This window comes from Kitasatospora sp. NPDC056783, assembly GCF_042789895.1.
Taxonomy (GTDB): Bacteria; Actinomycetota; Actinomycetes; order Streptomycetales; family Streptomycetaceae; genus Kitasatospora.
Genome location: NZ_JBHUAF010000001.1, coordinates 87,906 through 110,389 on the forward strand (window position 1 = coordinate 87,906; position 22,484 = coordinate 110,389).

Consider the following 22,484-nt stretch of genomic DNA (forward strand, 5'->3'; position numbering starts at 1 on the left):
AGCACCCGATGGACACACCGCCGACGGCCCCCGCACACGACACCGCACCGCCCACCCCCCTCCACCTGACCTGGGACGACATCCGCTCCGCCGTACAGGTCCTCACCGAGCGGGTGAACGCCGGCGGGCTGCCGCAGGCCGTGGTCGCCATCATGCGCGGGGGCACGGTCCCGGCCGTGTGGCTCGCCCACCGCCTCGGCATCCGCGACGTGCGCGCCGTCGAGGTCGTGCGCACCACAGGCGATGGCGTCAACGCCGACAAGAACCCGCTGCCGAACGTCCGCAACCCCGCCTCGCTCGGCGACCTGCGAGGCCTGGACGTGCTCCTCGTCGACGACATCGCCGGCTCCGGCGTCACCCTCGCCCACACCGCGGACCTGCTCCGCGACCTCGGCGCCGCCCGCGTGCGCACCGCGGTCCTCGCGGTGAACCGGGCCAACTGGCAGCAGGACGCCCCGCCCGAGGACGCCGTCAACCACATCGCCGCCCTCTACGACACCTGGATCGTCTTCCCCTGGGAGGAAGCCGTATGACCGCCGAACTGACCGAGCAGCACCTCACCCGGCCCGGCACCCCGATGATCGGGCAGTACAGCACCAACCAGATGGACGACTTCTACGGCGCGCTCGCCGTGGGCGAGGCGAAGCCGTCGGGGCTGATGAACCTGATGCAGCACCTCATCGTCGCCGAGCAGAGCCCGCAGGGCGCCCACATCCTGGACGTGTGCTGCGGGCGCGGCCTGGCCCTGCCGCTGCTGCACCGCTACGCCCCCAAGATCGCCCGCTATGTCGGCCTGGACATCAGCCCGGACAACCTCGCCGAGGCCCGCACCCGGCTGGAGGCGCTGCGCGGGCACTACGGCTCCCTGTTCCCCGTCGACTTCCTCCAGTGCGACGTCTCCGAGCCCTGGCCGGACCTGCCGCCGTTCGACGTCGCGATCTACACCTCGGCGCTGGAGCACCTGCCCTACGAACTCGGAGTCAAGAGCCTGGCGGCCACCGGTGCCGCGCTCGCCCCCGAGGGCGTGCTGTACCTGTCCACGCCGCAGGCGTTCGGGCCGCCACCGCGCCCGCTGCAGTACCGGGTACACGTCTACGAGTGGTCGCGCGAAGAGGTCGAGCGCGCCGTCGCGGACGCCGGCCTGGTCGTCGAGGACGTGATGGGACTGCTGCCGCCCACCCCGGACGAGATCGCCGCGGAGCTGGAGGAGCGCTTCGGCCCCGCCGCGGTCGACTGGTACCGCCACCTGACCGCCCGGGTGCCGAAAGCGCTGCTGGACACGGTCTCCTCCGTGTCCGTGCCCGACCGGGCGACTGAGCTGCTGTTCGTGTGCCGGAGGCCGGCGTGAGCACCACCGCCGTTCCCCGCCCCCGCCCCGCCACCGGCCCGCACGGCGCGGGCAGGCCGCTGTGGGTGAGCGTCGAGGGCATCAACGGGGTCGGCAAGAGCACCGCGGTGCGCGCGGTGGCCGCGGCGCTCGGCCCGCGGTGCCTGCGCCTGGAGGAGCTGACCGACCAGTCGGCCGACTCACTGCCCGGCCAGGTCATCACCGCCCTCGCCGCCGGCGGCGACGTGTGCCTGCGCACCGGTCACCCGGTCACCGAGACACTGGCACTGCTCGCGCTGAAGTTCCGCGAGTCCGAGCGCCTGACCACAGCCCGGCCCAAGGGCGTGCAGATCGTCCTGGAGGACCGCGGTGTGGACAGCGTCGCCGTCTGCCAGGCCGCGATCCTGCACGCCGAGCACCCCGCCACGCCCGCCCCGGCGATCGCCGAGCGGATCCTGGCCACCGCCCGCCGCTGGCGGCCCATGCCCGACGCCACCGTGCTGCTGGTCGGCGACAGCGACGTGTGTGCGGCCCGCTTCGCCGAGCGCATCGGCCGCGCCGTCCCGCCCGACGCCCGCGCGGTGATCAAGCACACCGGCCGGCTCTACCGGCGGCTCGCCGCCGCCGAACCCGACCGGTACACGCTCATCGACGTGAGCGGGTGCAGCCCCCAGGAAGCCGCGAAGGCCCTCGAGGAAGCCGTCCGCGCCGCCGAAGCCCACCGGGAGGCCGCCCATGCAGCCTGACACCCGAACCCGGCCGCTGCAGGAGCGCGACATCACCCTGCTGTGGGCGCTGCGCTCCCCCTGCTCCTTCGGCTGCCCGCACTGCTACTTCGGCGAGCTCGCGGACGACAAGATCGGCCCGCCCAAGGAAGTGGGCCTGCTCTCCCACATCCCCGTGCGCGACGTGGAGCGCGCCGAGCTTGAGGCGTTCGCGCGCACCCTGGCCGACTCGCCCGTCGAGCGGGTCGTCCTCGCGGGAGGCGAGCCGCTGGACTGGCTGCCCACCCTCAGCGTGATCAAGACGATCAAGGAAGCCGGGTGCGAGGTCGTCATCGCGACCAACGGCGTGCCCCTCACCCGCCCCGGCATCGCCCGCACGCTCGTCGAACTCGGCATCGACGGCGTCTCGGTGTCCCTCGACAGCGCGGACGCCGCCGTCAACGACCGCCTGCGGCCCTCCCGCTCCGGCCGCGCCGGCCACCGCGAGGTCCTGGCCGGCATCCGCACCCTCCTGGACGAGCGGGGCCAGGGTCCCGGCCCCCGCGTCGGGATCTACACCGTCGTCATCCGAGCGCGCCCCCAGGAGATCACCAACGTCGCCCGCCTGGCCGCCGAGATCGGCGTCGACTACTACGTCCCGCAGCCCATCTCCCTGCCCCCCGGCCACAAGCTCTTCACCGAGCGCTGCCACACCGCCGCCGACGCCCCCGCCGTCGAGCAGGAGCTGCTGCGCCTGGAGCAGGACCCCGGCGGCCTCACCCTGCCCGGCCCCACGTACGTCCGGCAGTTCCTCGACTCGATCGCCACCCAGGACAGCGGCCGTGTCGAGCGGTGCTTCGGCGGGGCTCAGCTGTTCTTCGTCCAGCCTGACGGGACGGTGTGGGACTGCCCCTCCGACCGGCGGATCGCCGCGACACCGCCGTCGGCGCGGCGCACGATCGTCGGCGCCGACGCGAAAACTCTGTTCGACGGCCGCCCGGCGTGCACGGACTGCTCGCACTTCTCCCGGGACTGCGTCAACATGACACCGCTCGTGCTCGGCATGCCCAGCTTCCTGGGCCGGGTGGGGTCATGAGCGGCCCGCCCCCGCCGCCCGCGGCGGACCAGCTGGGCCCCGGGGTGCTGGCGGCGCTGGCCGACATGCCCGACCCGGCCCGCAGCGCCCACGCCGACGCCTTCGAGGGCGGCCTGGCCGGCGCGCTCGGCACGCGGTACGCGGTCGCGGTGAACTCCGGGACCGCGGCGCTGCACGCCGCGCTGTTCGCCGTCGGCATCGGTCCGGGCGACGAGGTCCTGGTGCCCGCGCTCACCGTGATCATGACCGCCGCGCCCGTCGTCCAGCTCGGCGCCACCCCCGTGTTCGTCGACAGCGACCCCGCCACCCTCGACCTGGACTACGCGGACGCCACCTCCAAGGTCACGGCCCGCACCAGGGCGATCGTGCCGGTGCACCTGTGGGGGCGGATGGGCGACCCGGCCACCCTGGCCGCCTTCGCCTCCCTCCACCACCTGGCCGTGGTGGAGGATGCCGCCCAAGCCGCCGGGACCTCGCGCGCGGGCGTTGTGGCGGGCACGGCCGGCAGCGCCGGGTGCTTCAGCATGAAGGACGGCAAGATCCTCTGGAGCGGCGAGGGCGGCTTCGTGGTGAGCAACGACGCCCACCTCGCTGCCCGGGCACGGGCATTTCGCGGGCACTGGCTCACGCCGCCGCCCGGCGACCGTGCCCAGCAGCACCTCGCGGTCAACGCCCGCCTGGCCGAGCCCCTCGCCGCGCTCGCCCACGCCAACCTCCGCCGTCTCCCGGCCCTGCTGGAGCGTCGCCGCTCCCAGAGCACCTACCTGCTGCACGCCCTGGCCGGCGCCCGCGGCCTCTCCCCGATCCGCCCGGCCACCGACGAGACGTGGAACCACTACTCCCCGCTCCTGTCGATCGCCCTGCCCCGGCCGCGCGCGTTCGCCGAACACCTCGCCCGCATCGGCGTGCCGAACTCCACCGGCACCTTCCACCTCATCCCGTGCGACACCCGCCCCATGTTCGCCGCCGGCGCCCGGCCGCCGTGCCGAGGCGCCGCCCAGATCCTGGAACGCACCCTGGCCGTCGTCCTCACCGACCGCGACGACGAAGCGGTCCTCGACCGCTACGCCGCCGCCATCACCCACGCCGGCTCCGAGTGGAACGGCTGACCGCACACCACCCGAGCCCGGGCCGCCGCCGCACCCGCGGCGCCGGCCCGCCTTCCCCGAGGGGACACCGCAGCATGACCACCACACCGAACCGAGGGCGCTGCCGCCGCGGCCCGCTGATCTCCGCCGAGGGCCTCAACGGCGTCGGCAAGACCTACCTCACCAACCGCGCCGTCGAGACCCTCGACGACAAGCCGGTGATGCTGGACGAGTTCTCCCAGCGCGCCGACGGCCGCCCCGGCCTCGGCGAGGCACTCCTCCAGGCACTGCGCCAGGCCAGCATCGGCGATCCGTTCCTGCGCGGCGGCACCCCGATGGCCGAGGCCCTGCTCCTGATGGCCATCAAGCGGCACGACCTCGACACCGTCCTGCCCGACCTGGCCCGCGGCCGCGCCGTCGTGGAGGGCCGCAGCGTCGACACCACCGCCGTGTGCCAGGCCCTGCTCCTGCACCCCGGTGACCCGGACGCCGCCCTGCGCACCGCAACCGACCTGCTGAACCTCGCCGCCTCCTGGCGGCCGCTGCCCGACCTGACCGTCCTCGTCACCGACGACCCCTCCGAAGCACTCAAGCGCGCCCAGCGGCGCGACCGCTGCGTCTTCACCGGCGAGCAGGCCCGCTTCATGAGCGAGGCGTCCGCGCTCTTCGAACAGCTCGCCGCCACCGACCCGGTCCGCTACCGGGTCGTGGACCGCCGCCACGTCGACGAATACCAGGCAGCCGACCTGGTCCGCACCTGGATCCGCGACGCCGGCGACGACCTGGACTGCCTCACCGAACCCTGGCAGGGCCCCGGAGCCGCGTGCCTGTGCTGCCACCGGCCCGCCACGGCGGCAGCGGCATGAACCCCGACAGCCCGCCGCCACCGTCGTCCTGCCCGGTTGGGCACGGCTGCGTTCCCGCGCTCGACGAGGAAACCGGCGCCCTGATCCTCGACTTCGACGGCACCCTCGCCGACACCCGGCAGAGCCACGAGGACGCGCTGCGCACCGCCCTGCTGCCCTACGGCATCGTCCTCGATGCCGCCTGGTACGCCCGGCACGTCGGGCTGTCCATCGGCGACCTGCTGGCGGCACTGCCCGGCGGCCGTACGCTGCCGCGCGACGAGGTGATCGCCCGCAGCCGCGCCCACCTCCTGGCCGAGGTCCACACGATCACGCCCATCGCGTGCACCGTGAAACTCCTGCGGCGGGCGCGGGCCGCCGGCCTGCCGTGCGCCGTGGCCTCCGGCGCCAGCCGGCAGCTCGTCGGCCCCGGACTCGACGCGCTGGGCCTTCACGGCGAGTTCGCGGCTGTCGTCACCCGCGAGGACGCCGACCGAGGCAAGCCGGCCCCGGACCTCTTCCTCACCGCCGCCCGCCGGCTCGGCATCGCGCCCAGGCGCTGCCTGGCCGTCGACGACGCCCCCGACGGCATCGCCGCCGCCCGCGCGGCGGGCATGCGGATGCTCACCATGGCCGGCGCCCACCTCGCCCCGGTCAGCAGCACACCGGCAACACCCCGCAGTGGCGCCGCCCGGCGAGCCCACACCCCGCTCCACGACCCGACCTGATGACGGCCCCCGCGCCGTCCGAGAGGAGCACCGTGCCCGTTCTGCACTCCACGAAGAAAACGATCGTCCTGAGCCCGCCGACCGCCGACCGCGAGGGCGTCGGCGAGTTCCAGTACACCGACCACTACAGCGTCTTCCACTACGGCCCGATGCCGGACGCGATCCCCGGCAAGGGCGAAGCGGCCTGCCGGATGGCCGTCTTCAACTTCCGGCTGCTCGAAGCGGCCGGCATCCGTACGCACTTCCTTCGCCAAAGCGGCCCGAACCGGCTCGAGTTCACCCTCGCCCGTCTCCCGGAGACGCTCGACCACCCGCCCACGCCCGAGTCGGGCAACTACCTCCTGCCTCTGCAGGTCCTCTTCCGCAACCAGCTCCCACCCGGCAGCTCCGTCCACCGCCGCCTGGCCTCCGGCGGCGACCTGACCCCGGCCGACCTCGGCCTGACCGCGGTGCCCGCCGTCGGCGAGCGCCTCCCGCACCCGACCATCGAGTACGCGACCACCCGCGAGGCGGTGAACCGCTTCCTGACCCGCGCAGACGCCCAGCTCCTCTCCGGCCTCGACGACCACCTCTTCGACGCCCTGCGCGAGACCACCACCGCGGTCAACACCGTGCTGAGCGGCCACGCGGCCTCCGTCGGCATCGACCACTGCGACGGCAAGAGCGAGTTCCTGGTGACGAGCGGCCGGGAGCTGCTGCTCGCCGACAGTCCCGGCACCCCGGACGAGAGCCGCCTGATGTTCGACGGCGTCCACTGCGGCAAGCAGGTCCTGCGCGACTGGTACGTGCGCTCGGGCAACGAGGTCCCCGTCGGCCGACTGATCGCTGACCGCGTCCCCCGCCACCGGTGGCCCCGGCCCGCCCCGCTGCCGCCCGGGTTCGTCCCCGTGATGAGCGACCTCTACCGGGCGCTGTGCGCCAGATGGACGGGCGAGCGCCACGGGAACGCGCCCGGCCTGGAGGCCGCGACCCGAGCCGTACGCGCCCTCGCCGGCAAGTGAACAGGCACCGCGGCGCCGCGCTCACAGGCATGCTCTTACCGGCGTCCTACTACGCACGGCACACGACGGCCGAAGAACTCGAGGAAGCGGTGGACACATGGGCCTGACCGGCGACCCGGACTTCCGGGCGACGACGTTCATCGTCGTCGACTTCGAGACGACTACCCCCGCCGGCCACCCTGCCCAGCCCATCGAGGTCGCCGCCCTGGCCCTGCGCCTCGACGGCGGCACCTGGCAGGAGAAGGGCCGCAGCACCTCCCTGATCCGCCCGCCCGCGTTCGCGCCGCTCACGCCCGCCGACACCGCCCAGACCGGCCTGACCGCCGAACAGCTCGCCCACGCCCCCACCCCGGCCCAGGCCCTCGGCGCGCTGGACCGCCGCCTCACCCCCGGCACCCCCTACCTGCTGGTGGCCCAGCACGCCGCCACCGAGGCGAACGTCATCCACCACCAGGCCGAGCACTGCCCGGCGCTGGCCCGCACCAACTTCATCGACACCATCCCGCTGGCCAAGCACCTCATCCCCGGCCTGCCCAACTACAAGCTCGACACCCTCCTGGCCCACTTCGGCATCCCCCAGCCGCCCAACCGCCACCGCGCACCCGACGACGTCGACGTCACCGCACAGCTCTTCCTCCGCCTCATCGCCACCGCCGACCTCGGCCCGCGCCTGGACAGCCTCGCGGCCCTCTGCAAGACCGCCGGGCGCACTGCCAAGGCCAACCAGCCCGTCCAGGCCGGACTGTTCGACTGACCCACCATCACCCCCCGTACGAGCGACCCGAGACAAGGACGGTGCCCGCCCGATGCTCCACGACGACGAACCGCCCCGCACATTGGTGCCCTTCTGGTTCGACCCGCTGTGCCCGTGGGCGTGGATCACCTCCCGCTGGCTCCTGGAAGTCGAGAAGGTCCGCCCCGTCCGCGCCGACTGGCGAATCATGTCGCTGGCCTACCTCAACCTCCACCAGCGGCAAGGCGAGGGCCTCAGCACCGAGTACCGGGCGCTGATGGAGAGCGCCTGGGCCTCGGTACGGGTGTGCGCCGCCGCCGCCGAGCACGCCGGCCACCAAATCCTCGACCCGCTGTACACAGCCATCGGCACCCGACTGCACAACCAGCGCCGCCGCAACGACCCCACCGTCATCCCTGAAGCCCTCGCCGCAACGAACCTGCCCGCCGCCCTGGCCTCCGCCGCCACCACCACCGACTACGACCAGCACATCATCGCCTCCCACCACGAGGCATTCGACGAAGTCGGACTCGACGTCGGCACCCCCGTCCTGCGCGTCGCCGGCACCGCCCTGTTCGGCCCCGTACTGCGCCAAGCCCCCCGCGGCGAGGCCGCCGGGAAGCTCTGGGACGGCCTGGTCCTCCTCGCCCAGACCGACGGCTTCTACGAGCTCAAGCGCAGTCGCGGCCGCGACGTCAAGCCGGTCTTCGATTGAGCCAGACGGCACCGGGCCCACGCCGGTCTGCCCCTGCCCCCGGGGCAGGGGCAGACCCGGAGATCAAGGTGCTGCGCCCGCCGCCCAGGGTCTACGCGGTGACGCCAAACGCCCGGGCGACGCGCTCCCCGACCACGCTCACGGCCGACTCCAGTGGATACCAGGCCGCGCCGGTGACCTCCGTCTCCTGGATGGAGCCGATCTCGGCGCGCTCCGTCGAGAAGGCATACCCGATGTCCAGGTGGTAGTGCTCCGGCTCGTCCTTCTCCGGCCGTGCCGGCACCAGGCCGAACTCAACGTAGACCGGCACCGGCAACAGCGGCGCGATCAAGCGCCCGTCGAGGCCGGTCTCCTCCGTCAGCTCACGAAGTGCCGCATCGAGCAGCGTGGTGTCGGTCGGTTCGAGATGGCCGCCCGGCTGCAGAGTGATCCCGTAGGCGAGGTGGTCGATCAGCAGCACCTCGCCATCGCGGACCAGGAGTGCGCCGACCGTCACGTGCATCGGGAAGGTGCGCCGCGAAGAGAACCCGGAGCCCGCGCCGAGGAGCCGCAACGGCTCGGCCAGCGCTTCGGCCTCGCGCGGGAACCGCCCGAGGTACGCCGAAACGGTCTGCCCGATGGTCGCGTCACTGATCGCCACGGTTCACCCCCGATCCGGCCCGGGAGCGGGACTCCCATCGACCAATCGTTCGGGCACGGGCGGCGAGCATGCGCACAATCAGCTCCAACGGGCTTGGCGTCCAAGGGTCGCACTCTACAAGCCGCTCAGGTCCGCCTCGTTCCGGCAGATCTCGCCCGCCGTCTCATCTTTCACGTCGACCGCGCCGTGTCCACCGGCCACCACGAGGTTCTGGCCACCGGGGTGACGGATACCGGACCGCCCTCCTGGCCGTTTTCACTCGAAAGAGTGAATCGTCGGCGGCAGTGTCCCGCATGGCCTCTCCGTCCGCCTCACAGCCGGTGCTGCCCTGGCCGCCATCGCGGTGCGCACCGACGACGAACGCGCCGCACTGTTCGACACCTACCAGCAGCAGCGCCGTGATGCCCGGCTGAACGCCACTCTCGTCGGCGACTTCGACCGCCAGCTCGCCCGTGCCCTCGCCGCCCTGCCCACCACCCGCGTCATGGCCTGCCCCAGCCGCGGCGAGACGCTGGCCAACGTCGTCTTCGAGACCGGCCTGTGGGCGCAGCACCACGGCGCGATCGTCCTCGCCCCCGGGTGCGACGGCTTCCTGGAGCAGATCACCGACGGCCACAACGGCCTGCTGTACCCGCCGAGCGAGGTACGTCTCCAGCGGCTCGAACCCCCACGCGGCGCGCAGCGCCTCGACCGTGTCGGGGTTCCGGACGGGACGCGGAACGAGGGTCCCGTCCGGATCGGGGCCAGGTGGGGCAGATCGACGCCGAAGTGGCAGGGCCTTCGGATCGGCCACGAGGAGGCTACGAAGAGTAGCTGTCGCGGGCAGCCGTATCGGCCTCGCGTGCCTGTCCGGGGGGCCGTTCGGAGTAGGTGACCCTCGTCACGGATTCCTTCGGAGGCCCGGAGCATATCCGTTAGTCTTCAAACTGTAATTTTTCGGGCACACCCAGCCGTTGACACCGGTTGATGGCCGATCTGCCTCGTCAGGGAACAAGTGTGATGGCACGTCAGCTATTCCCAGCGGCGACTATGGGTCACATCACCCCCCCGCCTCCATCACTTCTGCCTGGGCGACAGGAGCATCCGGGGGGCCTCCTCGACGCCAAAGCCTCCGGAGGGTGACGGGCAATTCAGACTTATCCGACTCTGATATGCAACAAAACGGACAATTAGATCATTTCACCTACACGAGTACTACACATTGTGACAATAGGTTTTCGATTGACTCTGTAAGGTGATCGTGCGAGATTCGGCCAAGAGTTCTGTGTTCGACATGTCCGAAAATGGACACGCCAATCATCGCGTTGTCATGCAAGGGGGACCAGGTGCAGCAGAGCCATTGGATCGGCCGTTGCCGACCCTGTGCTGCGGATGCCGTCCTGGTTGAGTCGCTTCAGCGCACTCCCGGCCGGCGCCCGCCCGGCAAGACGGCCAACTGATGCACTCATTACGGACCGTGACCATTACTCGCCAGGGGGTATAACAGTGGCAATTGCCAATCGACGTTCGCGCCGTGCTGCCGCAGCAGCGGTACTGGTCGGTTCGGTGCTCGCGCTCGCCGGATGCCAGTCAGGCGGCACCGCCGCGGCGCCGAGCACGGCCGCCGTCGCCTCGCCCGTGACCGCGACGCCCAGTCCGTCCGCCAGCCCGGAGAACGAGGCCCGTCAGCAGGTCCTGGCGGCGTACCAGGGGATGTGGGCCGAACAGGTCAAGGCGTTCACCAGTGGATCACTCAAGGACGTGAAGCTGGAGACCTTCGCGGGAGACAAGGCGCTGTCGGACATCAAGAGCGCCGCCGTCTACTACCAGGACAACAACCTGGTGCTGAAGGGCCAGCCCAAGCTCGCCCCGGAGATCACGGCACTCGACCTCGCCACCACCCCGAACCGGGCCACCATCCGCGACTGCGTGGATACCAGCGACTTCCTGCCCTACGACAAGGCCACCGGGCAACCGGCGAAGCTGACCGACACCAACCGCCGCCACGTCCAGACCAGTTCGCTGCGCACCTACGACGGCCGATGGGTGGTCATGGAGTCCACCCTGAACAAGGACCAGACGTGCTGAGGTCCCTGCGTGCCCTGACGGGCTCGGCGGCAGTCGTCGCCGCCCTGGTCGGTGTCCTGGCCGCGCCCGCCAACGCCGACGGCGGCGCACAGTGCCCGCCGTTCGTTCTGGACTGCACCGTCAACGCCGGTGGCGGTGGCGGCACCAATGGCGGCGGTGGCGGCACCAACGGTGGCGGTGGCGGAGGAAGTTCCGGTGGCAGTGGCGGTGGAAGCGCCCCCACATGCCACGCCGGGGAGAAGGAAGTGCCCTGCTACCGCGACAATCTGGGATGGTTCAACAGCTTCGACAGCTGCTACTACCTGCTGATGGACCCGCAGCCGCCGGCGGACGATCCGATCTGGGTCGGACCGATCCCGGTTCAGGCGAAGGCCTACCAGGCGACCTGCCCCTACAGCGGCTCGATGACGAACAATCCGGGTGGCGTGCGGGTGCTCAGCACCCCTCCCCCGGGCTACGGGGGCCCCGCGGTGGACCCGCGTCAGCTCGCGGAGACGGCCGTGGAGAACATGCGGCTGCAGGGTGCCGACATCGGGATCGCGCCGAAGACCGGCGGCGTGAGTCTGATCGGTCTCCCGGTGTGGCTGTGGACGACCGTGTCGGACACCACGTGGGGTCCGAAGTCCGCGAGCGTGAGCGCGGGCGGCGTCACCGTGACCGCGACCGCGAGTGTCGACAAGATCGTGTGGGCCATGGGCGACGGCAGCACCGAAGTCTGCCGCACGCCCGGCGACCCCTACGACCCCTCGTTCGGGTCGCGCAAGCCGACCTGCGGTCACACCTACACCAAGGTCTCCGGCGCCAGCCCTTACAAGATCACCGCCACCAGCACCTGGATCGTGAACTGGACCTCGTCAACAGGCCAGAACGGCACGATCACGACCACCCGCGAGTCGTCCACGACGGCCGCGATCGCCGAACTGCAGACGGTCAACCGCTGATCTGCACTGTGAACCATTCATGAGGAAACCGATGGCCCGCAGCATCATCAAGCAGCGCCCGGCTCCGGAGGCCGAGACGGCGCCGGCCTCCGTGCCGATCACCGAGTCGTCCCCCAAGCGCGGCCGGCGCCCGGCCCTGGTCGGGCTCGGGGTCGCCGTGGCCGTCGTCGGCGCGCTCGGCGGGTGGACCCTCGTGGACCAGGCCCGTGACCGCGTCCAGGTCCTGGCCGTCGCCCGTCCGGTCCCGGCCGGTCAGGTCATCAGCGCCGCCGACCTTGTGGCCGCCGAGGTCGCCCCCGACCCGGCGCTGCGCCCGGTGGCGGTCGGCCGGAGCAAGGAGATTATCGGCAAGACCGCCGCGGCGGACCTCGCGCCGGGGTCGCTGCTGACGACCGAGTCGGTGCGCGAGGCCAAGCCGGTGACCACCGGCAAGGACACCGTCGGCATCCTCACCAAGCCGGGCCAGATGCCCGAGGGGCGGCTGCAGATCGGCGACGCGGTCCTGCTCGTGGCTACCCCGCGGCAGGAGGACACCAAGCTCGAGGCGCAGCCCGCGACGATCAACGCGGTCGTCGCGCGGGTGGGCCAGGCGGACGGCAACGGTGTCATCGTCGTGGACGTGGCGGTGAGCCCGGTTGACTCACCGTCGGTGGCGTCGTGGACCGCCTCGGGCCGTGTCGGGATCGTCCTGAAGGCCAAGAGCTGATGATGATCTCCCTGGTGTCCGCGAAGTCCGCCGGCGTGACCTGCGCAGCGCTCGCTCTCGCGCTCGCGTCGCCGCGGCCCACCGCCCTGGCCGAGTGCGACCCCGCCGGCGGCACGATCCGCACCGGCTACCTCGGTGGCGGCGGGCCGACTGCGGCGGTTGGCCTGCACCGGCTGGCGACGGCCTCGCGTGAAGGAACGATTCAGCACGTGTTTCCGGAGCACTGGGTCCGTCTCGACGACCAGGGCCATCGGATGCTTCTGCCCGGCCTGACCGACCCGTCCCAGGCCTTCGGCCTCGCCGGCACGTGGAGCGACCTGGGACGGCTGTTGAGGGTGTGGGAGGACCCGGGCGGGCACGACGTGATCATCGACGCCGGCCGGGTCCACGTGGCGTCCAAGACCAGCCTTGACAGCGTGTCGTACCCGGCGCCGCTGCTGCGCCAGTCCGACCTGGTGCTGCTCGTCGTCCGCAACACGCTGTCGTCCGTGCTGTCGGCCGCTCCGGTGGTGCAGACGCTACGTGCGGATCTCGCGGACCACGGCACCGGCGCCGACGCTCTCGGTGTCCTGATGATCGAGGAGGGTGGTCTGTCGAGCTCCGAGATCGGGGCCCGGCTGGGTGTGCCCGTTCTCGCTGGCCTTCCGTGGGACGAGGACATGGCCCAGAGCCTGACCAGCGGCAAGCCGCTGCGTGGTGGCAAGCCGTCGCGGACCCTGCTGATGCGCCGGGCGCGTTCGGCCTGCGACCCGATCAACGAGGCCGCCACCCGGCGGAAGATCCAGCTGCGTCAGCCCGGCGCCCGGATCAGCACTGCGGAGGTGGCGTGATGGCGGACAAGACCCTCAGTGCTGCTGCGCCGGGGAGCAACCCGGCCCAGGCCCTGGCCGGGGCGTTCAAGGACGCTCTCCAGCCGCGGCCGGCCGCCCCGGCACGCGTCGTCCAGCCGATCGTGACGGGACCGGTCTCCGCGGCCACGGTGTCACCGGCGGCGGTCCCCGCGCCCAGCACTCCCAACGCCGTGCTCCCCGTACCGTTTTCCGAGATCAGCGCGCTGCACACGCTGGTGTCCAACGAGCTCGCCACCCAGACCGCGTCCCGGCCCGGTCTGTCCGAGGCCGACCGGCGCCAGCTGGGCCAGGAGATCGTCACCCGCGTGGTCAGCGCCTGGGCCACGGACTACGCCGCGACGCAACGACCGCTGAACCGGGCGGACGAGGTCGCCGTCCAGGCCGCCGTCTTCTCTGAGCTCTTCGAGGCCGGCCGGTTGCAGCCGTTGTTGGACGACCCGCGCGTCGAGAACATCTTCATCCGTGGCCACGACGTCGTGCGCGTCGACTACTACGACCGCCCGAGCGAGCTGTGCCCGCCGGTTGCGGACAGCAACGAGGGCGTCATCGCCCTGGTCAACAAGTTGGCGCGCCAGGCCGGCCACTCCGAGAAGGCGCTCACCGGCGGCAGCACCATGCTGAACCTGGCCCTGCCCGGCGGTGCCCGTCTGGCCGCGACCGCCTTCGTCACGCACCAGCCCGAGGTCGTGATCCGTCGCCACCGCGTCCAGTACCAGACGCTGGACGACCTGGTCGGCTGGGGCACCATCGACACCACGCTCGCCGCCTTTCTTCGCGCTCTCGTCCGCGCCCGCAAGAACATCCTTGTCGTCGGCAGCCAGGGTGTCGGCAAGACCAGCCTGTTGCGCGCCATGGCCCGCGAGATCCCCGCCAACGAGCGGGTCGGCACCCTGGAGACCGACTACGAGCTGTGGCTCCACCAGGACGACGGCGGTCCCGAGGTCGTCGCGTTCGAGGCCCGGGAATCCAACGGAGAGCGAGGCCCGGACGGCAAGCCCGCCGGGGCGGTCACCCTCTCGGACATCTTCCCGCAGGCCCTGCGCATGTCGCTGCGTCGGGTGATCGTCGGTGAGGTCCGTTCCAAAGAGGTGATCCCGATGCTGCACGCCATGAACGAGGGCGAGGGCGGATCGCTCGGGACCTTGCACGCCCGTACGGCGCGCAAGGCCATCGAGCGTCTGGTCACCCTCTGCCTGGAGGCCGGCACGGGCATGACCCCGGACCTGGCGTACCGCCTGGCCGCCGGTGTGGACTTCATCGTCTACGTCCGGTTGGTCGACGAGAGCGAGCTCGGTGGCAAGCGCTACCGCTTCGTCTCCGACGTGCTCGAGGTGACCGGTCTCGGCGAGGGCGGCCGGCCGTCCACCGCCGGGGTGTTCGGGCCCCGCGAGGCCCACGGCCGCCGCGAGCCCCGCGCCGTGCCGCTCCTTCCGCCGCAGTGCCTGGACGACCTCGTTCGCGCCGGCTTCGACCGCAGTCTCCTCCGCCAGGAGTGGGGCGCCTGGAGCGAGCCGCTGAGGACGGTGACGCAGCTGTGAACCTGACTCTGGACTCCCTCGGCGGGGCCCTGTGCGGCCTGGTGGCCGTGCTCGGCGTGATCCTCGCGATCCTCGGCATGACGCGGCGCGCACCCGCCGCGTCCCGGCGCCGCGGGCCGCTGGAGCGCAGGATCCGCACCGTGCTGGGCACGGACGAGACCGGCACCCGCAGTGCCTGGTGGGCGCAGGGCCGCACCCGGATCATCGGTTCCGTCGTGGTGGGCGCGGCCGTGTGGCCACTGACCGGCTGGCTGCTCGGTGCGCTGCTGGTCACCGTCGCGCTGCTCGGGCTGCCGTGGATGCTGCAGCCGGGCAAGGGCACCAAGCAGCAGATCGTCCGCTTGGAAGCGTTGGAGGACTGGGTGCGTCGTCTGTCGGACATCCACACGGCCGGCGTCTCGCTCGAAAGCGCGGTGAACTCGAGCTTGCGTACCGTCCCCAAGCCCATCCAGGTCCCGGTCAGCCAGCTCAGCTCCCGACTGAAGTCGGGCTGGCCGGCGGCCCGGGCGTACAAGGCGTTCGCCGACGACCTGAACGACGTGACCGCCGATCAGGTGGCCGCCCTGTTCACGCTGCACGCGCAGGATCGCGGGTCCGGCCTGAGCACGGCCCTGCAGGCCCTGGCGGGCGATGTCGCCGAGCAGGTCAGGATGCGCCGTCAGGTCGAGGCCGACCGGGCCAAGCCGCGGACCAACGCCCGCTGGGTCACCGTGTTCTGCCTGGTCGTGTTCGGCCTCGCGGTGCTGAGCGGCAACTACACCGAGCCGTACGGCACCGCAGTGGGTCAGCTGGTTCTGGTTCTGCTCGCGCTCTCCTTCGTCGGCGCCCTGCTGTGGATGCGCAAGATGGCCGATAGCCGTCCCACGCCCCGTTTCCTGACCGGCACCGACCGCACCGGAACCGAGGAGACGTCATGATCACCAGCGCTCCTGCCCTGGCCGCGGGTGCCGCCGTCGGCGGCGGCCTCGTCCTTGCCGTCGCCGGCCTCCTGCCGGCGCGCGCCGACCTCGGCGACGTCATGCGCCGCATGGACGCCGGCCGGATCGACCACCTCGAAGCCCAGGCGGCGACACCCGCCGGCCTCCTGGACAGGCTCGGTCTGCGGCTGCTCTCCCAGCTCGGCGAAGGCTTCTTCCGGCTGCCGCGCCGGGAGCTGGACCTCATCGGGCGCAGCCCCGCCAACCACGTCGGTCTGAAGATCGGCATGGGGCTGGTCGGCCTGTTGATGCCCACGTTCGTGGTGCTGACCACCGCTGCGCTCGGTGCGGCACTTCCCCTGGCCGTGCCCGCCTTCGGCGCGCTCGCCCTGGCCGTGCTCTTCTACATGCTCCCTGACGTCCAGGTGAAGCAGTTGGCCGCCGAGGCCCGTGGCGAGTTCAGGACCGCGATCGCCTCCTACCTGGAACTCGTGAGCCTGGAGCGGGCGGCGGACGCCGGTCCGATCGAGGCGCTGCACCGGGCTGCTGGGGTGGGCGACGGCTGGGTGTTCCACCGCCTGCGCGGCGCGCTCAACGCCGCTGAACTCGCCAACGTCCCCCCGTGGGAGGGCCTGCGGCAGCTGTCGGAGGACCTGGGCGTTCCCGAACTCGGCGCTCCCGCGGACATCATGGCGCTCGCCGGCGAGGAGGGCGCGGCCGTGTACTCCACTCTCCAGGCCCAGGCCAAGTCACTGCGCGGCGCCCTGCTGACCGAGGCGCAGGCGGAGGCCAACGCGGCCTCCGAAAAGATGATCCTCCCGGTCTCCATGCTCGTGATCATCATGGCCGGCTTCGTCGCCTACCCGATGATCATCAAGATCATGTCGAGCTGATCCGGCTCGGCGTCCACTCACCAACTCCCAAGGGGGAAACCACCATGCAGGACATCAAGTTCCTCGCCCTGGCCATCCGGACGAAGTTCGAGCAAGCGCGCGCGCTCGCGAAGGAGGGCGGCGCGGACCGCGGCGCGATCTCCCTCGAGCTGGCTGTCCTGATCGCCTGCCTCCTCGGCCTGGGCATCACCCTCGCCGCCGTGGCGCTGTCGAAGGCCACCGAGAAGAACGCCGTCATCACGGGCCAGTGAGCCGGCCGTTCACCGCGTAACCGATCTCGTCCGCACCAGCCAAGGAGACGTCGTTGCGTAACCTGCTCCGCGCTCCACGGCGCGCGGATGGGCGCACCACGCGCAGTTCCAGGGACAGGGGAGCCCTGTCCCTGGAACTGGCCGTGCTGTTCCCCGTCGTCATGATCGTCATCTTCACGCTCATCGAGAGCGCCTTGTGGTTCCACGCCCGAAACGTGGCGCTCACCGCCGCGCAGCGCGGTGTGGAGACCGCCCGTCTGCAGAACTCCTCCCTCGGCGACGGTGCAACGCGCGCCCGCGCCTACCTCGACAAGGTCGGGGGCGGGAGCCTGCGGGACGCCTCTGTCAGCACCAGCGGAGGGGCGACCGTGACCGTCACCGTCACCGGGCGCGTGGACACCTGGATCCCCGGCCTGACGTTCAGCGTCCGCCAGCACGCCTCGGCGCCGAAGGAGCGGGTGACGCAGCCGTGATGACCCGACTTCAGCGGGGCGGCGAGGACCGAGGGGCGCTCAGCCTCGAACTCGCCGTGCTGTTCCCCGTGCTCCTGGTCCTGCTGGCCCTGGTCGTTGTCGCCCACCGGGTGTCCCAGGCGGGCATCGTCGTCGACTCCGCGGCCCGCGCGGCGGCCCGCGCCGCCTCGCTGGAGCGTGACGGGGCCACGGCCCGCAGCAAGGCCGTCGCCGTGGCGAACAGCACGCTGGCGGACCAGGGGATCCGCTGCGTCTCCAGCTCCGTCGACGTGCCCACCGGCGGATTCCAGGCCCCGCTCGGCACACCGGCGACCGTCACCGTGACCGTGGTGTGCAACGTCAACCTCTCCGACGCGGCGTTCCCGGGCGCTCCCGGCACCAAGACGCTGCGGTCCTCCTTCAGCAGCCCGATCGACCCCTACCGGCAGAGGTCCTGAACCATGATCCGCTCTGCGACCCGCCGCCTGCGCCGCGCTCTGGGCCCCGACCCGCAGCGCGGCGCGATGTCACTGCTGTTCGCCGTCGTCGCCGTCGTCGTTATTGTCCTCGTCGCTCTGATCGCCGACGGGGCCGGCAAGCTGCGCGCCGTCTCGAAGTCCGAAGCCACCGCCCAGGAAGCCGCTCGCAGCGGCGCCCAGGCGATCAACGTCGGCTCCGCGATCGCCGGCAACGGCATCGTGATCGACCGGGAGGCTGCCCTGCGGGCCGCCCGCAGCTACCTGGCGTCCGCCGGGGTGAGCGGCACCGCCGATCTCAGCGAAGACCGCCGCAGCATCGTCGTCACCGTCACCGCCACCTACCGGCCGGTCATCCTGCCCGGCGCCACCTGGTCGGTCACCGGGCACGGGTCGGCCGCACTCGTCGTCCAGGGAGGCTGAACCCGATGCCCCGCAAGTCCACCTCCCGTGTCGCCGCCGCCCTGCGGGCGCTGCTGGCCCTGGTCGTGCTCATCGCGCTGCTGGTCGTCGTCCCGCTGCTGCTGTGGCAGGTCGGCGTCCTGCCGACCGCCGTTCCCGGCCTCGACGACATCACCGGCGCACTCACCAGCCCGGACAACGGGACGCTGTTCCTCGGCGCCCTGACGTTGCTGGGCTGGGCGGGATGGCTCCAGTTCGCGTTCGCCGTGGTGGTCGAGCTCTTCTACGCGGTGGTGCGACGCCGCTCCGCCCCCCGCATCCGCGCCCTCGGCGCGCCCCAGCGCCTGGCCGGCGTCCTGGTGGCCAGCATCGTGCTGCTGATCCCCACCGGCGCCGCGATGGCCAGCCCTACCACCGCCACCGCCGCCACGGCCGGAGCCAGCATCAGCGCCTCGGCCACCCCCGGAGCTGTGAAGACCACGCCGGCCACCACCCAGGCCACCACCGTGTCCCGTGCCCAGTGGACGGGCCCCACCCATGAGGTACGCGAAGGCGACACCCTGTGGGGCATTGCCGAGGCGAAGCTCGGAGACGGCGTCCGCTGGCTGGAGATCGCCAAGCTGAACACCGGCGTCACCCAGCCCGACGGCACTGTCATGACCGCGGACACCACCTGGCTGCAGCCCGGCTGGACCCTGCGCCTGCCCGGCAACGCCGCCACCACGGCATCGACCACGTCAGGCACCACCGCCCCGGCAGCCGACACTGCGTCGGCTCCCCGCAGCCACACCGTCACCGCTGGCGAGACGCTGAGCTCGATCGCTGAGCACGAACTCGGCGACGCGGGCCGGTACCCGGAGATCGCCGACCTGAACAAGGGACACGTGCAGGCGGACGGAGCGGCCCTGACCAATCCGGACACCATCAGGACCGGCTGGGAGCTCGCTCTGCCTGGACCGTCCGAGGCCGTCACACCACAGGCCCCCGCCCCCAACACCCCGGCCCCGGCGCCCGAAGTCACCACGCCGGCCACGCCCGCTCCGGCACCGGCCACCGCCGCGCCCAGCGCCACGCCGAGCACCCCGGGGCCCCAGACGCAGACGCCGACCGCCGAGCCGAGCAGCACCGCCCAGGAGAGCCAGGCCACCACCGGCGGGGCCACCGACACGGGATCCGACAACACCGACACGGACGGCTCCGACACCCAGGACGCGCAGCTCGCCGTCATCGGTGCCGGCGCGGCGTTCCTCGCCGCCGGACTCATGACCACGATCGGTGTGCGCCGTACCCTGCAGCAGCGCCGCCGGCGCCACCGCCGGCGCATCCCCATGCCCCAGGGCGAGGTGGCCACGCTCGAACGCGAGATGCGCAGCGCCCAGAGCATCATCGGCCCCGATTACCTCGACCGGGCCCTGCGCACCCTCGCCGTCCGCTGCGCCGAGGCCGGCCGGCCGCTGCCCGAGATCGAGGCCGTGCACCTGAGCCCCCGCGGCATCGATCTGTACCTGGCGGCGCCCGCGGGCCCGGTCAAGCCGTTCGTCGCCTCCGACAACGAGGCCTGGACCTGCCCCGCCCGATCCCCCCACGTGCTGTCCGAGGAGGAGGCCGCCGTCACCGCCGCGCCGTACCCGGCGCTGGTCTCACTCGGCGAGACGCTCGAGGAGGACAGCAGCGTGCTGGTCAACCTGGAGTGCGTGGGGCTGATCGCGCTGGACGGCACCGAGGCGGACGTGCGGGACGTGCAGCTGGCGCTGGCGGCCGAGCTGTGCACCTCGCGGCTGACGAGGGAGGCTGCTGTGGTGCTTGCCGGTGTCGGTCCGGAGTTGGCCGAGCGGTTCTCCGACCGGGCCGGGCACCATGAGGAGGTCGCCGAGGCTGTCGCCGAGCTGCGATCCCACGACGCACTGCAGCGAACGGCGTTGGAGGAGGCGGGGGCGGCCGGTCTGGGCGAGGTGCGCCTGGACGAGGCGGGTGCCGACGCCTGGACGGCATCGGTCCTGCTCGCATCGGCACTTGATGAGGGCGATGCCTGCGAACAGGTCAAGGATCTGCTCATGTCGCGGCCGCGCACCGCGGTGGCGGTCGTCGCCCCGGCAGGCGCACTGTCGGTGCCCAGCGCGTGGGTCCTGGACGCCTCCCCCGGCGCCCTCGTCGCACTACCGGGCTTCGGGCTGGAGGTCGTCCTTCAGCGCCTGACCCCGGACCGGTACGGCAAGCTCGTCAACCTCCTGGCAACGGCCGACCGTGAGGACGACGTCGCTCCCCCGGCGTGGACGCTGGGCGCCCAGGCCATCGGCACCACTACGGAGGGTGGGCCCGGCTTCCTGGAAACCGCGCTGGCCACCGACGCGATCGACACCGACGAGGACGAGGACGCCACCGACGTTGCCGGGCCCTCGCCGGCCCGCGCCGACGCGACCGCCGACAACCAGGTGGATCAGACCGCGCAGGAGCAAGAGCAGACGGCCGAGGCCCAGCCGTGGCAGGCGTCGCCGACCGCGGCGCTCTCGCCGGCGGCGATGCCCAACTTCACCGCCATGCTGCTCGCCACCCGTGGAGAGGTGATGCAGGAGGACCCGGTGGGCGGCGACGCGGCAGAAGCAGGCGACGACATCGAGGAGGCGGACGAGCCGACCGCCGCGCCGACGCGGCTGAGCTCCATCTCGGACGTGCTGGTCGCCCTGAATGCGAAGCCGGATGTCCCCGAACACCCCCAGGTCCGGCTGCTCGGCGCGGTGGAGCTCACCGGCGCACAGGGTCCGGTGGAGTCCAAGCGGCAGCGGACCCTGCTGGAGATCGCAGCATGGTTCGTCCTCCACCCCGGCCGCCGATACGAGGAGATGGACGCGGCCCTGTGGCCGGGTAAGCGGGTGACTCCGCAGTTCCGCAACCCGCTCGTCTCCAAGCTTCGGCTGTGGGTCGGCCGGAATCCGAACCTGGCCGTCGACGACCCGGGGGCCCAGTACCTGCCGGCCGCCAGCAAGCAGTCCTACGCCTTCCATCCGGCGGTCAGCAGTGACTGGGCCCTGTTCCAGGAGCTGTACGCCCGCGGGATGAACGCCACCGGGCCGGAAGCCGACCTCGACCTCGCCCGGGCGCTGACCCTGGTGCGCGGGCGCCCGTTCGCGGACATCAACCCGTCCCGCTACCAGTGGGTGGACGCCGATCTCCAGGAGATGATCTCCGGGATCGTCGACGTGGCCCACGAGCTTGCCACCCGTCGCATTGCCGCCCGGGACTTCCACGCGGCGGCCCTGGCCGCGAGCAAGGGTCTGACCGGTGTCCCGGACAGTGAGCTGCTGCACCGAGACCTCTTCGTCGTCTGCCACGCCACCGGCGACCGGGAGGGCCTCAAGCGTGCCGCGCACCAGCTCGCACGCGTCAACGACGAGCTCGACACGGATCCGGAAGACGAGACGGTCGAACTGCTCGCCCGGATCCTGGAAGGCCACCCCGTGTCCGCCTGACTCGTAGGGTCCGCGGTTGCTCATGAATTGGATTCGGCCGATCTGCGTCGGTGCCGTAGAGTTCAGGGCACCGACGCGGGGTGGAGCAGCTCGGTAGCTCGCTGGGCTCATAACCCAGAGGTCGCAGGTTCAAATCCTGTCCCCGCTACGCGAAGCGAGGGTCCGGCAGATGCCGGGCCCTCGCTGGTTTTCGGTGTCCGAATCGCTGTACCGCGGGCCACGCCGCGCCTGCATTGAGTGCATGACGGGCTACTGTGAGCCATATCACTGCGGGGTGGCCCACTCCTGGGCGGTCCCGGCGCGGTGCGGCCGGGACTCTGTGGTCGACAGAGCCGGTCCCGATGGCCGGCGTGCCGATCGCTCGGAGGCTCACGGTGCCGACCGCCCCTACACGATTCCTGACCCTGCGTCGGCTACTTCTGGCGCCCGGGACCACCGCGCGGGCGGTGTGGCTGTGGCGTGGCGGTCGCGCGGGGGTCTCTCTCGACGTGGCGTGGCGACAGGCCCGGCTGACCGGCTGCCCGGACGAGGCGGTGTTCCAGCGGTTCGGCCACCAGGGGCAGCCGGTCGGCGGCGCCGGGGTGCACCGCCAGGTATCAAGGAGTCCCGGCACGGACGTGGGCTGAGGAGCGCGACCTCAGTCCTG

Annotated in this window: 25 protein-coding genes and 1 tRNA gene; 25 read left to right on the plus strand and 1 reads right to left on the minus strand. The window is 72.0% G+C overall.

Features of this window, described 5'->3' with window-relative positions:
* The first annotated feature begins 8 nt into the window (after nucleotides 1–8).
* From ACFRMQ_RS00450 to ACFRMQ_RS00495, 10 genes are all read left to right on the plus strand, one after another.
* Nucleotides 9–533, plus strand: a complete 525-nt coding sequence (locus ACFRMQ_RS00450; protein WP_380725254.1) for a phosphoribosyltransferase — start codon at nucleotides 9–11, stop codon at nucleotides 531–533.
* Entirely contained in the window at nucleotides 530–1,348 is an 819-nt protein-coding gene (locus ACFRMQ_RS00455; RefSeq protein ID WP_380725256.1) for a class I SAM-dependent methyltransferase, read from the plus strand. The genes ACFRMQ_RS00450 and ACFRMQ_RS00455 overlap by 4 nt, the downstream gene beginning before the upstream one ends.
* Nucleotides 1,345–2,073 carry a thymidylate kinase gene (locus ACFRMQ_RS00460; RefSeq protein ID WP_380725258.1) on the plus strand — a complete coding sequence of 243 codons (729 nt, stop codon included), beginning with the start codon at nucleotides 1,345–1,347 and terminating at the stop codon, nucleotides 2,071–2,073. The genes ACFRMQ_RS00455 and ACFRMQ_RS00460 overlap by 4 nt, the downstream gene beginning before the upstream one ends.
* Nucleotides 2,063–3,127, plus strand: a complete 1,065-nt coding sequence (locus ACFRMQ_RS00465; RefSeq protein ID WP_380725260.1) for a radical SAM protein — start codon at nucleotides 2,063–2,065, stop codon at nucleotides 3,125–3,127. The genes ACFRMQ_RS00460 and ACFRMQ_RS00465 overlap by 11 nt, the downstream gene beginning before the upstream one ends.
* Nucleotides 3,124–4,236 carry a DegT/DnrJ/EryC1/StrS family aminotransferase gene (locus ACFRMQ_RS00470; RefSeq protein ID WP_380725262.1) on the plus strand — a complete coding sequence of 371 codons (1,113 nt, stop codon included), beginning with the start codon at nucleotides 3,124–3,126 and terminating at the stop codon, nucleotides 4,234–4,236. Before ACFRMQ_RS00465 ends, ACFRMQ_RS00470 begins: the two co-directional genes overlap by 4 nt.
* Nucleotides 4,237–4,310: 74 nt before the next feature.
* On the plus strand, nucleotides 4,311–5,081 hold the full coding sequence (locus ACFRMQ_RS00475; protein ID WP_380725264.1) for a dTMP kinase: 771 nt from the start codon (nucleotides 4,311–4,313) through the stop codon (nucleotides 5,079–5,081).
* Nucleotides 5,078–5,788, plus strand: a complete 711-nt coding sequence (locus tag ACFRMQ_RS00480; RefSeq protein ID WP_380725266.1) for an HAD family hydrolase — start codon at nucleotides 5,078–5,080, stop codon at nucleotides 5,786–5,788. Before ACFRMQ_RS00475 ends, ACFRMQ_RS00480 begins: the two co-directional genes overlap by 4 nt.
* Nucleotides 5,789–5,820: 32 nt before the next feature.
* Nucleotides 5,821–6,789, plus strand: a complete 969-nt coding sequence (locus tag ACFRMQ_RS00485; protein WP_380725268.1) for a phosphoribosylaminoimidazolesuccinocarboxamide synthase — start codon at nucleotides 5,821–5,823, stop codon at nucleotides 6,787–6,789.
* Between the two features lie 97 nt (nucleotides 6,790–6,886).
* Complete coding sequence (locus ACFRMQ_RS00490) at nucleotides 6,887–7,543, plus strand: PolC-type DNA polymerase III (protein WP_380725270.1); 657 nt, start codon at nucleotides 6,887–6,889, stop codon at nucleotides 7,541–7,543.
* A gap of 52 nt (nucleotides 7,544–7,595) precedes the next feature.
* Nucleotides 7,596–8,237 carry a DsbA family protein gene (locus ACFRMQ_RS00495; protein WP_380725272.1) on the plus strand — a complete coding sequence of 214 codons (642 nt, stop codon included), beginning with the start codon at nucleotides 7,596–7,598 and terminating at the stop codon, nucleotides 8,235–8,237.
* Nucleotides 8,238–8,328: 91 nt separating this feature from the next.
* Here ACFRMQ_RS00495 and ACFRMQ_RS00500 read toward each other — a convergent pair whose 3' ends face one another.
* Nucleotides 8,329–8,877: an NUDIX hydrolase gene (locus tag ACFRMQ_RS00500; protein ID WP_380725274.1), complete on the minus strand. Its 549-nt coding sequence runs from the start codon at nucleotides 8,875–8,877 to the stop codon at nucleotides 8,329–8,331.
* 343 nt (nucleotides 8,878–9,220) lie between these two features.
* Between ACFRMQ_RS00500 and ACFRMQ_RS00505 the strand changes: the two genes are divergently transcribed.
* The 15 genes from ACFRMQ_RS00505 to ACFRMQ_RS00575 all read left to right on the plus strand — a co-directional run bounded on the left by ACFRMQ_RS00505 (nucleotide 9,221) and on the right by ACFRMQ_RS00575 (nucleotide 22,464).
* Nucleotides 9,221–9,751 (plus strand): glycosyltransferase, encoded by a 531-nt coding sequence (locus ACFRMQ_RS00505; RefSeq protein WP_380725276.1) that lies wholly within the window; start codon nucleotides 9,221–9,223, stop codon nucleotides 9,749–9,751.
* Nucleotides 9,752–10,362: 611 nt separating this feature from the next.
* Nucleotides 10,363–10,944 carry a hypothetical protein gene (locus ACFRMQ_RS00510; protein WP_380725278.1) on the plus strand — a complete coding sequence of 194 codons (582 nt, stop codon included), beginning with the start codon at nucleotides 10,363–10,365 and terminating at the stop codon, nucleotides 10,942–10,944.
* Complete coding sequence (locus ACFRMQ_RS00515; protein ID WP_380725280.1) at nucleotides 10,938–11,885, plus strand: hypothetical protein; 948 nt, start codon at nucleotides 10,938–10,940, stop codon at nucleotides 11,883–11,885. Before ACFRMQ_RS00510 ends, ACFRMQ_RS00515 begins: the two co-directional genes overlap by 7 nt.
* 31 nt (nucleotides 11,886–11,916) lie before the next feature.
* Nucleotides 11,917–12,591 carry an SAF domain-containing protein gene (locus tag ACFRMQ_RS00520; RefSeq protein ID WP_380725282.1) on the plus strand — a complete coding sequence of 225 codons (675 nt, stop codon included), beginning with the start codon at nucleotides 11,917–11,919 and terminating at the stop codon, nucleotides 12,589–12,591.
* Nucleotides 12,591–13,421 (plus strand): hypothetical protein, encoded by an 831-nt coding sequence (locus ACFRMQ_RS00525; protein ID WP_380725284.1) that lies wholly within the window; start codon nucleotides 12,591–12,593, stop codon nucleotides 13,419–13,421. Before ACFRMQ_RS00520 ends, ACFRMQ_RS00525 begins: the two co-directional genes overlap by 1 nt.
* The gene (locus ACFRMQ_RS00530) at nucleotides 13,421–14,980 is read left to right on the plus strand and encodes an ATPase, T2SS/T4P/T4SS family (protein WP_380725286.1); all 1,560 of its coding nucleotides are present in this window, start codon (nucleotides 13,421–13,423) and stop codon (nucleotides 14,978–14,980) included. Before ACFRMQ_RS00525 ends, ACFRMQ_RS00530 begins: the two co-directional genes overlap by 1 nt.
* A 47-nt stretch (nucleotides 14,981–15,027) precedes the next feature.
* Nucleotides 15,028–15,897, plus strand: coding sequence for a type II secretion system F family protein (locus tag ACFRMQ_RS00535; protein ID WP_380725288.1), 870 nt, complete (start codon nucleotides 15,028–15,030; stop codon nucleotides 15,895–15,897).
* Nucleotides 15,894–16,790: a type II secretion system F family protein gene (locus tag ACFRMQ_RS00540; RefSeq protein WP_380725290.1), complete on the plus strand. Its 897-nt coding sequence runs from the start codon at nucleotides 15,894–15,896 to the stop codon at nucleotides 16,788–16,790. Before ACFRMQ_RS00535 ends, ACFRMQ_RS00540 begins: the two co-directional genes overlap by 4 nt.
* 44 nt (nucleotides 16,791–16,834) lie before the next feature.
* The gene (locus ACFRMQ_RS00545; protein ID WP_380725292.1) at nucleotides 16,835–17,041 is read left to right on the plus strand and encodes a hypothetical protein; all 207 of its coding nucleotides are present in this window, start codon (nucleotides 16,835–16,837) and stop codon (nucleotides 17,039–17,041) included.
* Nucleotides 17,042–17,094: 53 nt separating this feature from the next.
* On the plus strand, nucleotides 17,095–17,514 hold the full coding sequence (locus ACFRMQ_RS00550; protein WP_380725294.1) for a TadE family protein: 420 nt from the start codon (nucleotides 17,095–17,097) through the stop codon (nucleotides 17,512–17,514).
* Nucleotides 17,514–17,951, plus strand: coding sequence for a TadE/TadG family type IV pilus assembly protein (locus ACFRMQ_RS00555; RefSeq protein ID WP_380725296.1), 438 nt, complete (start codon nucleotides 17,514–17,516; stop codon nucleotides 17,949–17,951). The genes ACFRMQ_RS00550 and ACFRMQ_RS00555 overlap by 1 nt, the downstream gene beginning before the upstream one ends.
* A 3-nt stretch (nucleotides 17,952–17,954) precedes the next feature.
* Nucleotides 17,955–18,392: a pilus assembly protein TadG-related protein gene (locus ACFRMQ_RS00560; RefSeq protein WP_380725298.1), complete on the plus strand. Its 438-nt coding sequence runs from the start codon at nucleotides 17,955–17,957 to the stop codon at nucleotides 18,390–18,392.
* Between the two features lie 5 nt (nucleotides 18,393–18,397).
* On the plus strand, nucleotides 18,398–21,838 hold the full coding sequence (locus tag ACFRMQ_RS00565) for a LysM peptidoglycan-binding domain-containing protein (protein WP_380725300.1): 3,441 nt from the start codon (nucleotides 18,398–18,400) through the stop codon (nucleotides 21,836–21,838).
* 74 nt (nucleotides 21,839–21,912) lie between these two features.
* Nucleotides 21,913–21,986: transfer RNA gene (locus tag ACFRMQ_RS00570), tRNA-Met, on the plus strand.
* Nucleotides 21,987–22,326: 340 nt separating this feature from the next.
* Nucleotides 22,327–22,464 carry a hypothetical protein gene (locus ACFRMQ_RS00575; RefSeq protein ID WP_380725302.1) on the plus strand — a complete coding sequence of 46 codons (138 nt, stop codon included), beginning with the start codon at nucleotides 22,327–22,329 and terminating at the stop codon, nucleotides 22,462–22,464.
* Nucleotides 22,465–22,484: the final 20 nt, after the last annotated feature.

Bases quoted from the DNA above. Each gene is read 5' to 3' on its own strand.
- ACFRMQ_RS00495 (WP_380725272.1), top strand. From the start codon at position 7,596: ATGCTCCACGACGACGAACCGCCCCGCACATTGGTGCCCTTCTGGTTC.
- ACFRMQ_RS00520 (WP_380725282.1), top strand. From the start codon at position 11,917: ATGGCCCGCAGCATCATCAAGCAGCGCCCGGCTCCGGAGGCCGAGACG.
- ACFRMQ_RS00465 (WP_380725260.1), top strand. From the start codon at position 2,063: ATGCAGCCTGACACCCGAACCCGGCCGCTGCAGGAGCGCGACATCACC.
- ACFRMQ_RS00555 (WP_380725296.1), top strand. From the start codon at position 17,514: ATGACCCGACTTCAGCGGGGCGGCGAGGACCGAGGGGCGCTCAGCCTC.
- ACFRMQ_RS00565 (WP_380725300.1), top strand. From the start codon at position 18,398: ATGCCCCGCAAGTCCACCTCCCGTGTCGCCGCCGCCCTGCGGGCGCTG.
- ACFRMQ_RS00470 (WP_380725262.1), top strand. From the start codon at position 3,124: ATGAGCGGCCCGCCCCCGCCGCCCGCGGCGGACCAGCTGGGCCCCGGG.
- ACFRMQ_RS00480 (WP_380725266.1), top strand. From the start codon at position 5,078: ATGAACCCCGACAGCCCGCCGCCACCGTCGTCCTGCCCGGTTGGGCAC.
- ACFRMQ_RS00530 (WP_380725286.1), top strand. From the start codon at position 13,421: ATGGCGGACAAGACCCTCAGTGCTGCTGCGCCGGGGAGCAACCCGGCC.
- ACFRMQ_RS00560 (WP_380725298.1), top strand. From the start codon at position 17,955: ATGATCCGCTCTGCGACCCGCCGCCTGCGCCGCGCTCTGGGCCCCGAC.
- ACFRMQ_RS00450 (WP_380725254.1), top strand. From the start codon at position 9: ATGGACACACCGCCGACGGCCCCCGCACACGACACCGCACCGCCCACC.
- ACFRMQ_RS00540 (WP_380725290.1), top strand. From the start codon at position 15,894: ATGATCACCAGCGCTCCTGCCCTGGCCGCGGGTGCCGCCGTCGGCGGC.
- ACFRMQ_RS00545 (WP_380725292.1), top strand. From the start codon at position 16,835: ATGCAGGACATCAAGTTCCTCGCCCTGGCCATCCGGACGAAGTTCGAG.
- ACFRMQ_RS00475 (WP_380725264.1), top strand. From the start codon at position 4,311: ATGACCACCACACCGAACCGAGGGCGCTGCCGCCGCGGCCCGCTGATC.
- ACFRMQ_RS00525 (WP_380725284.1), top strand. From the start codon at position 12,591: ATGATGATCTCCCTGGTGTCCGCGAAGTCCGCCGGCGTGACCTGCGCA.
- ACFRMQ_RS00490 (WP_380725270.1), top strand. From the start codon at position 6,887: ATGGGCCTGACCGGCGACCCGGACTTCCGGGCGACGACGTTCATCGTC.
- ACFRMQ_RS00455 (WP_380725256.1), top strand. From the start codon at position 530: ATGACCGCCGAACTGACCGAGCAGCACCTCACCCGGCCCGGCACCCCG.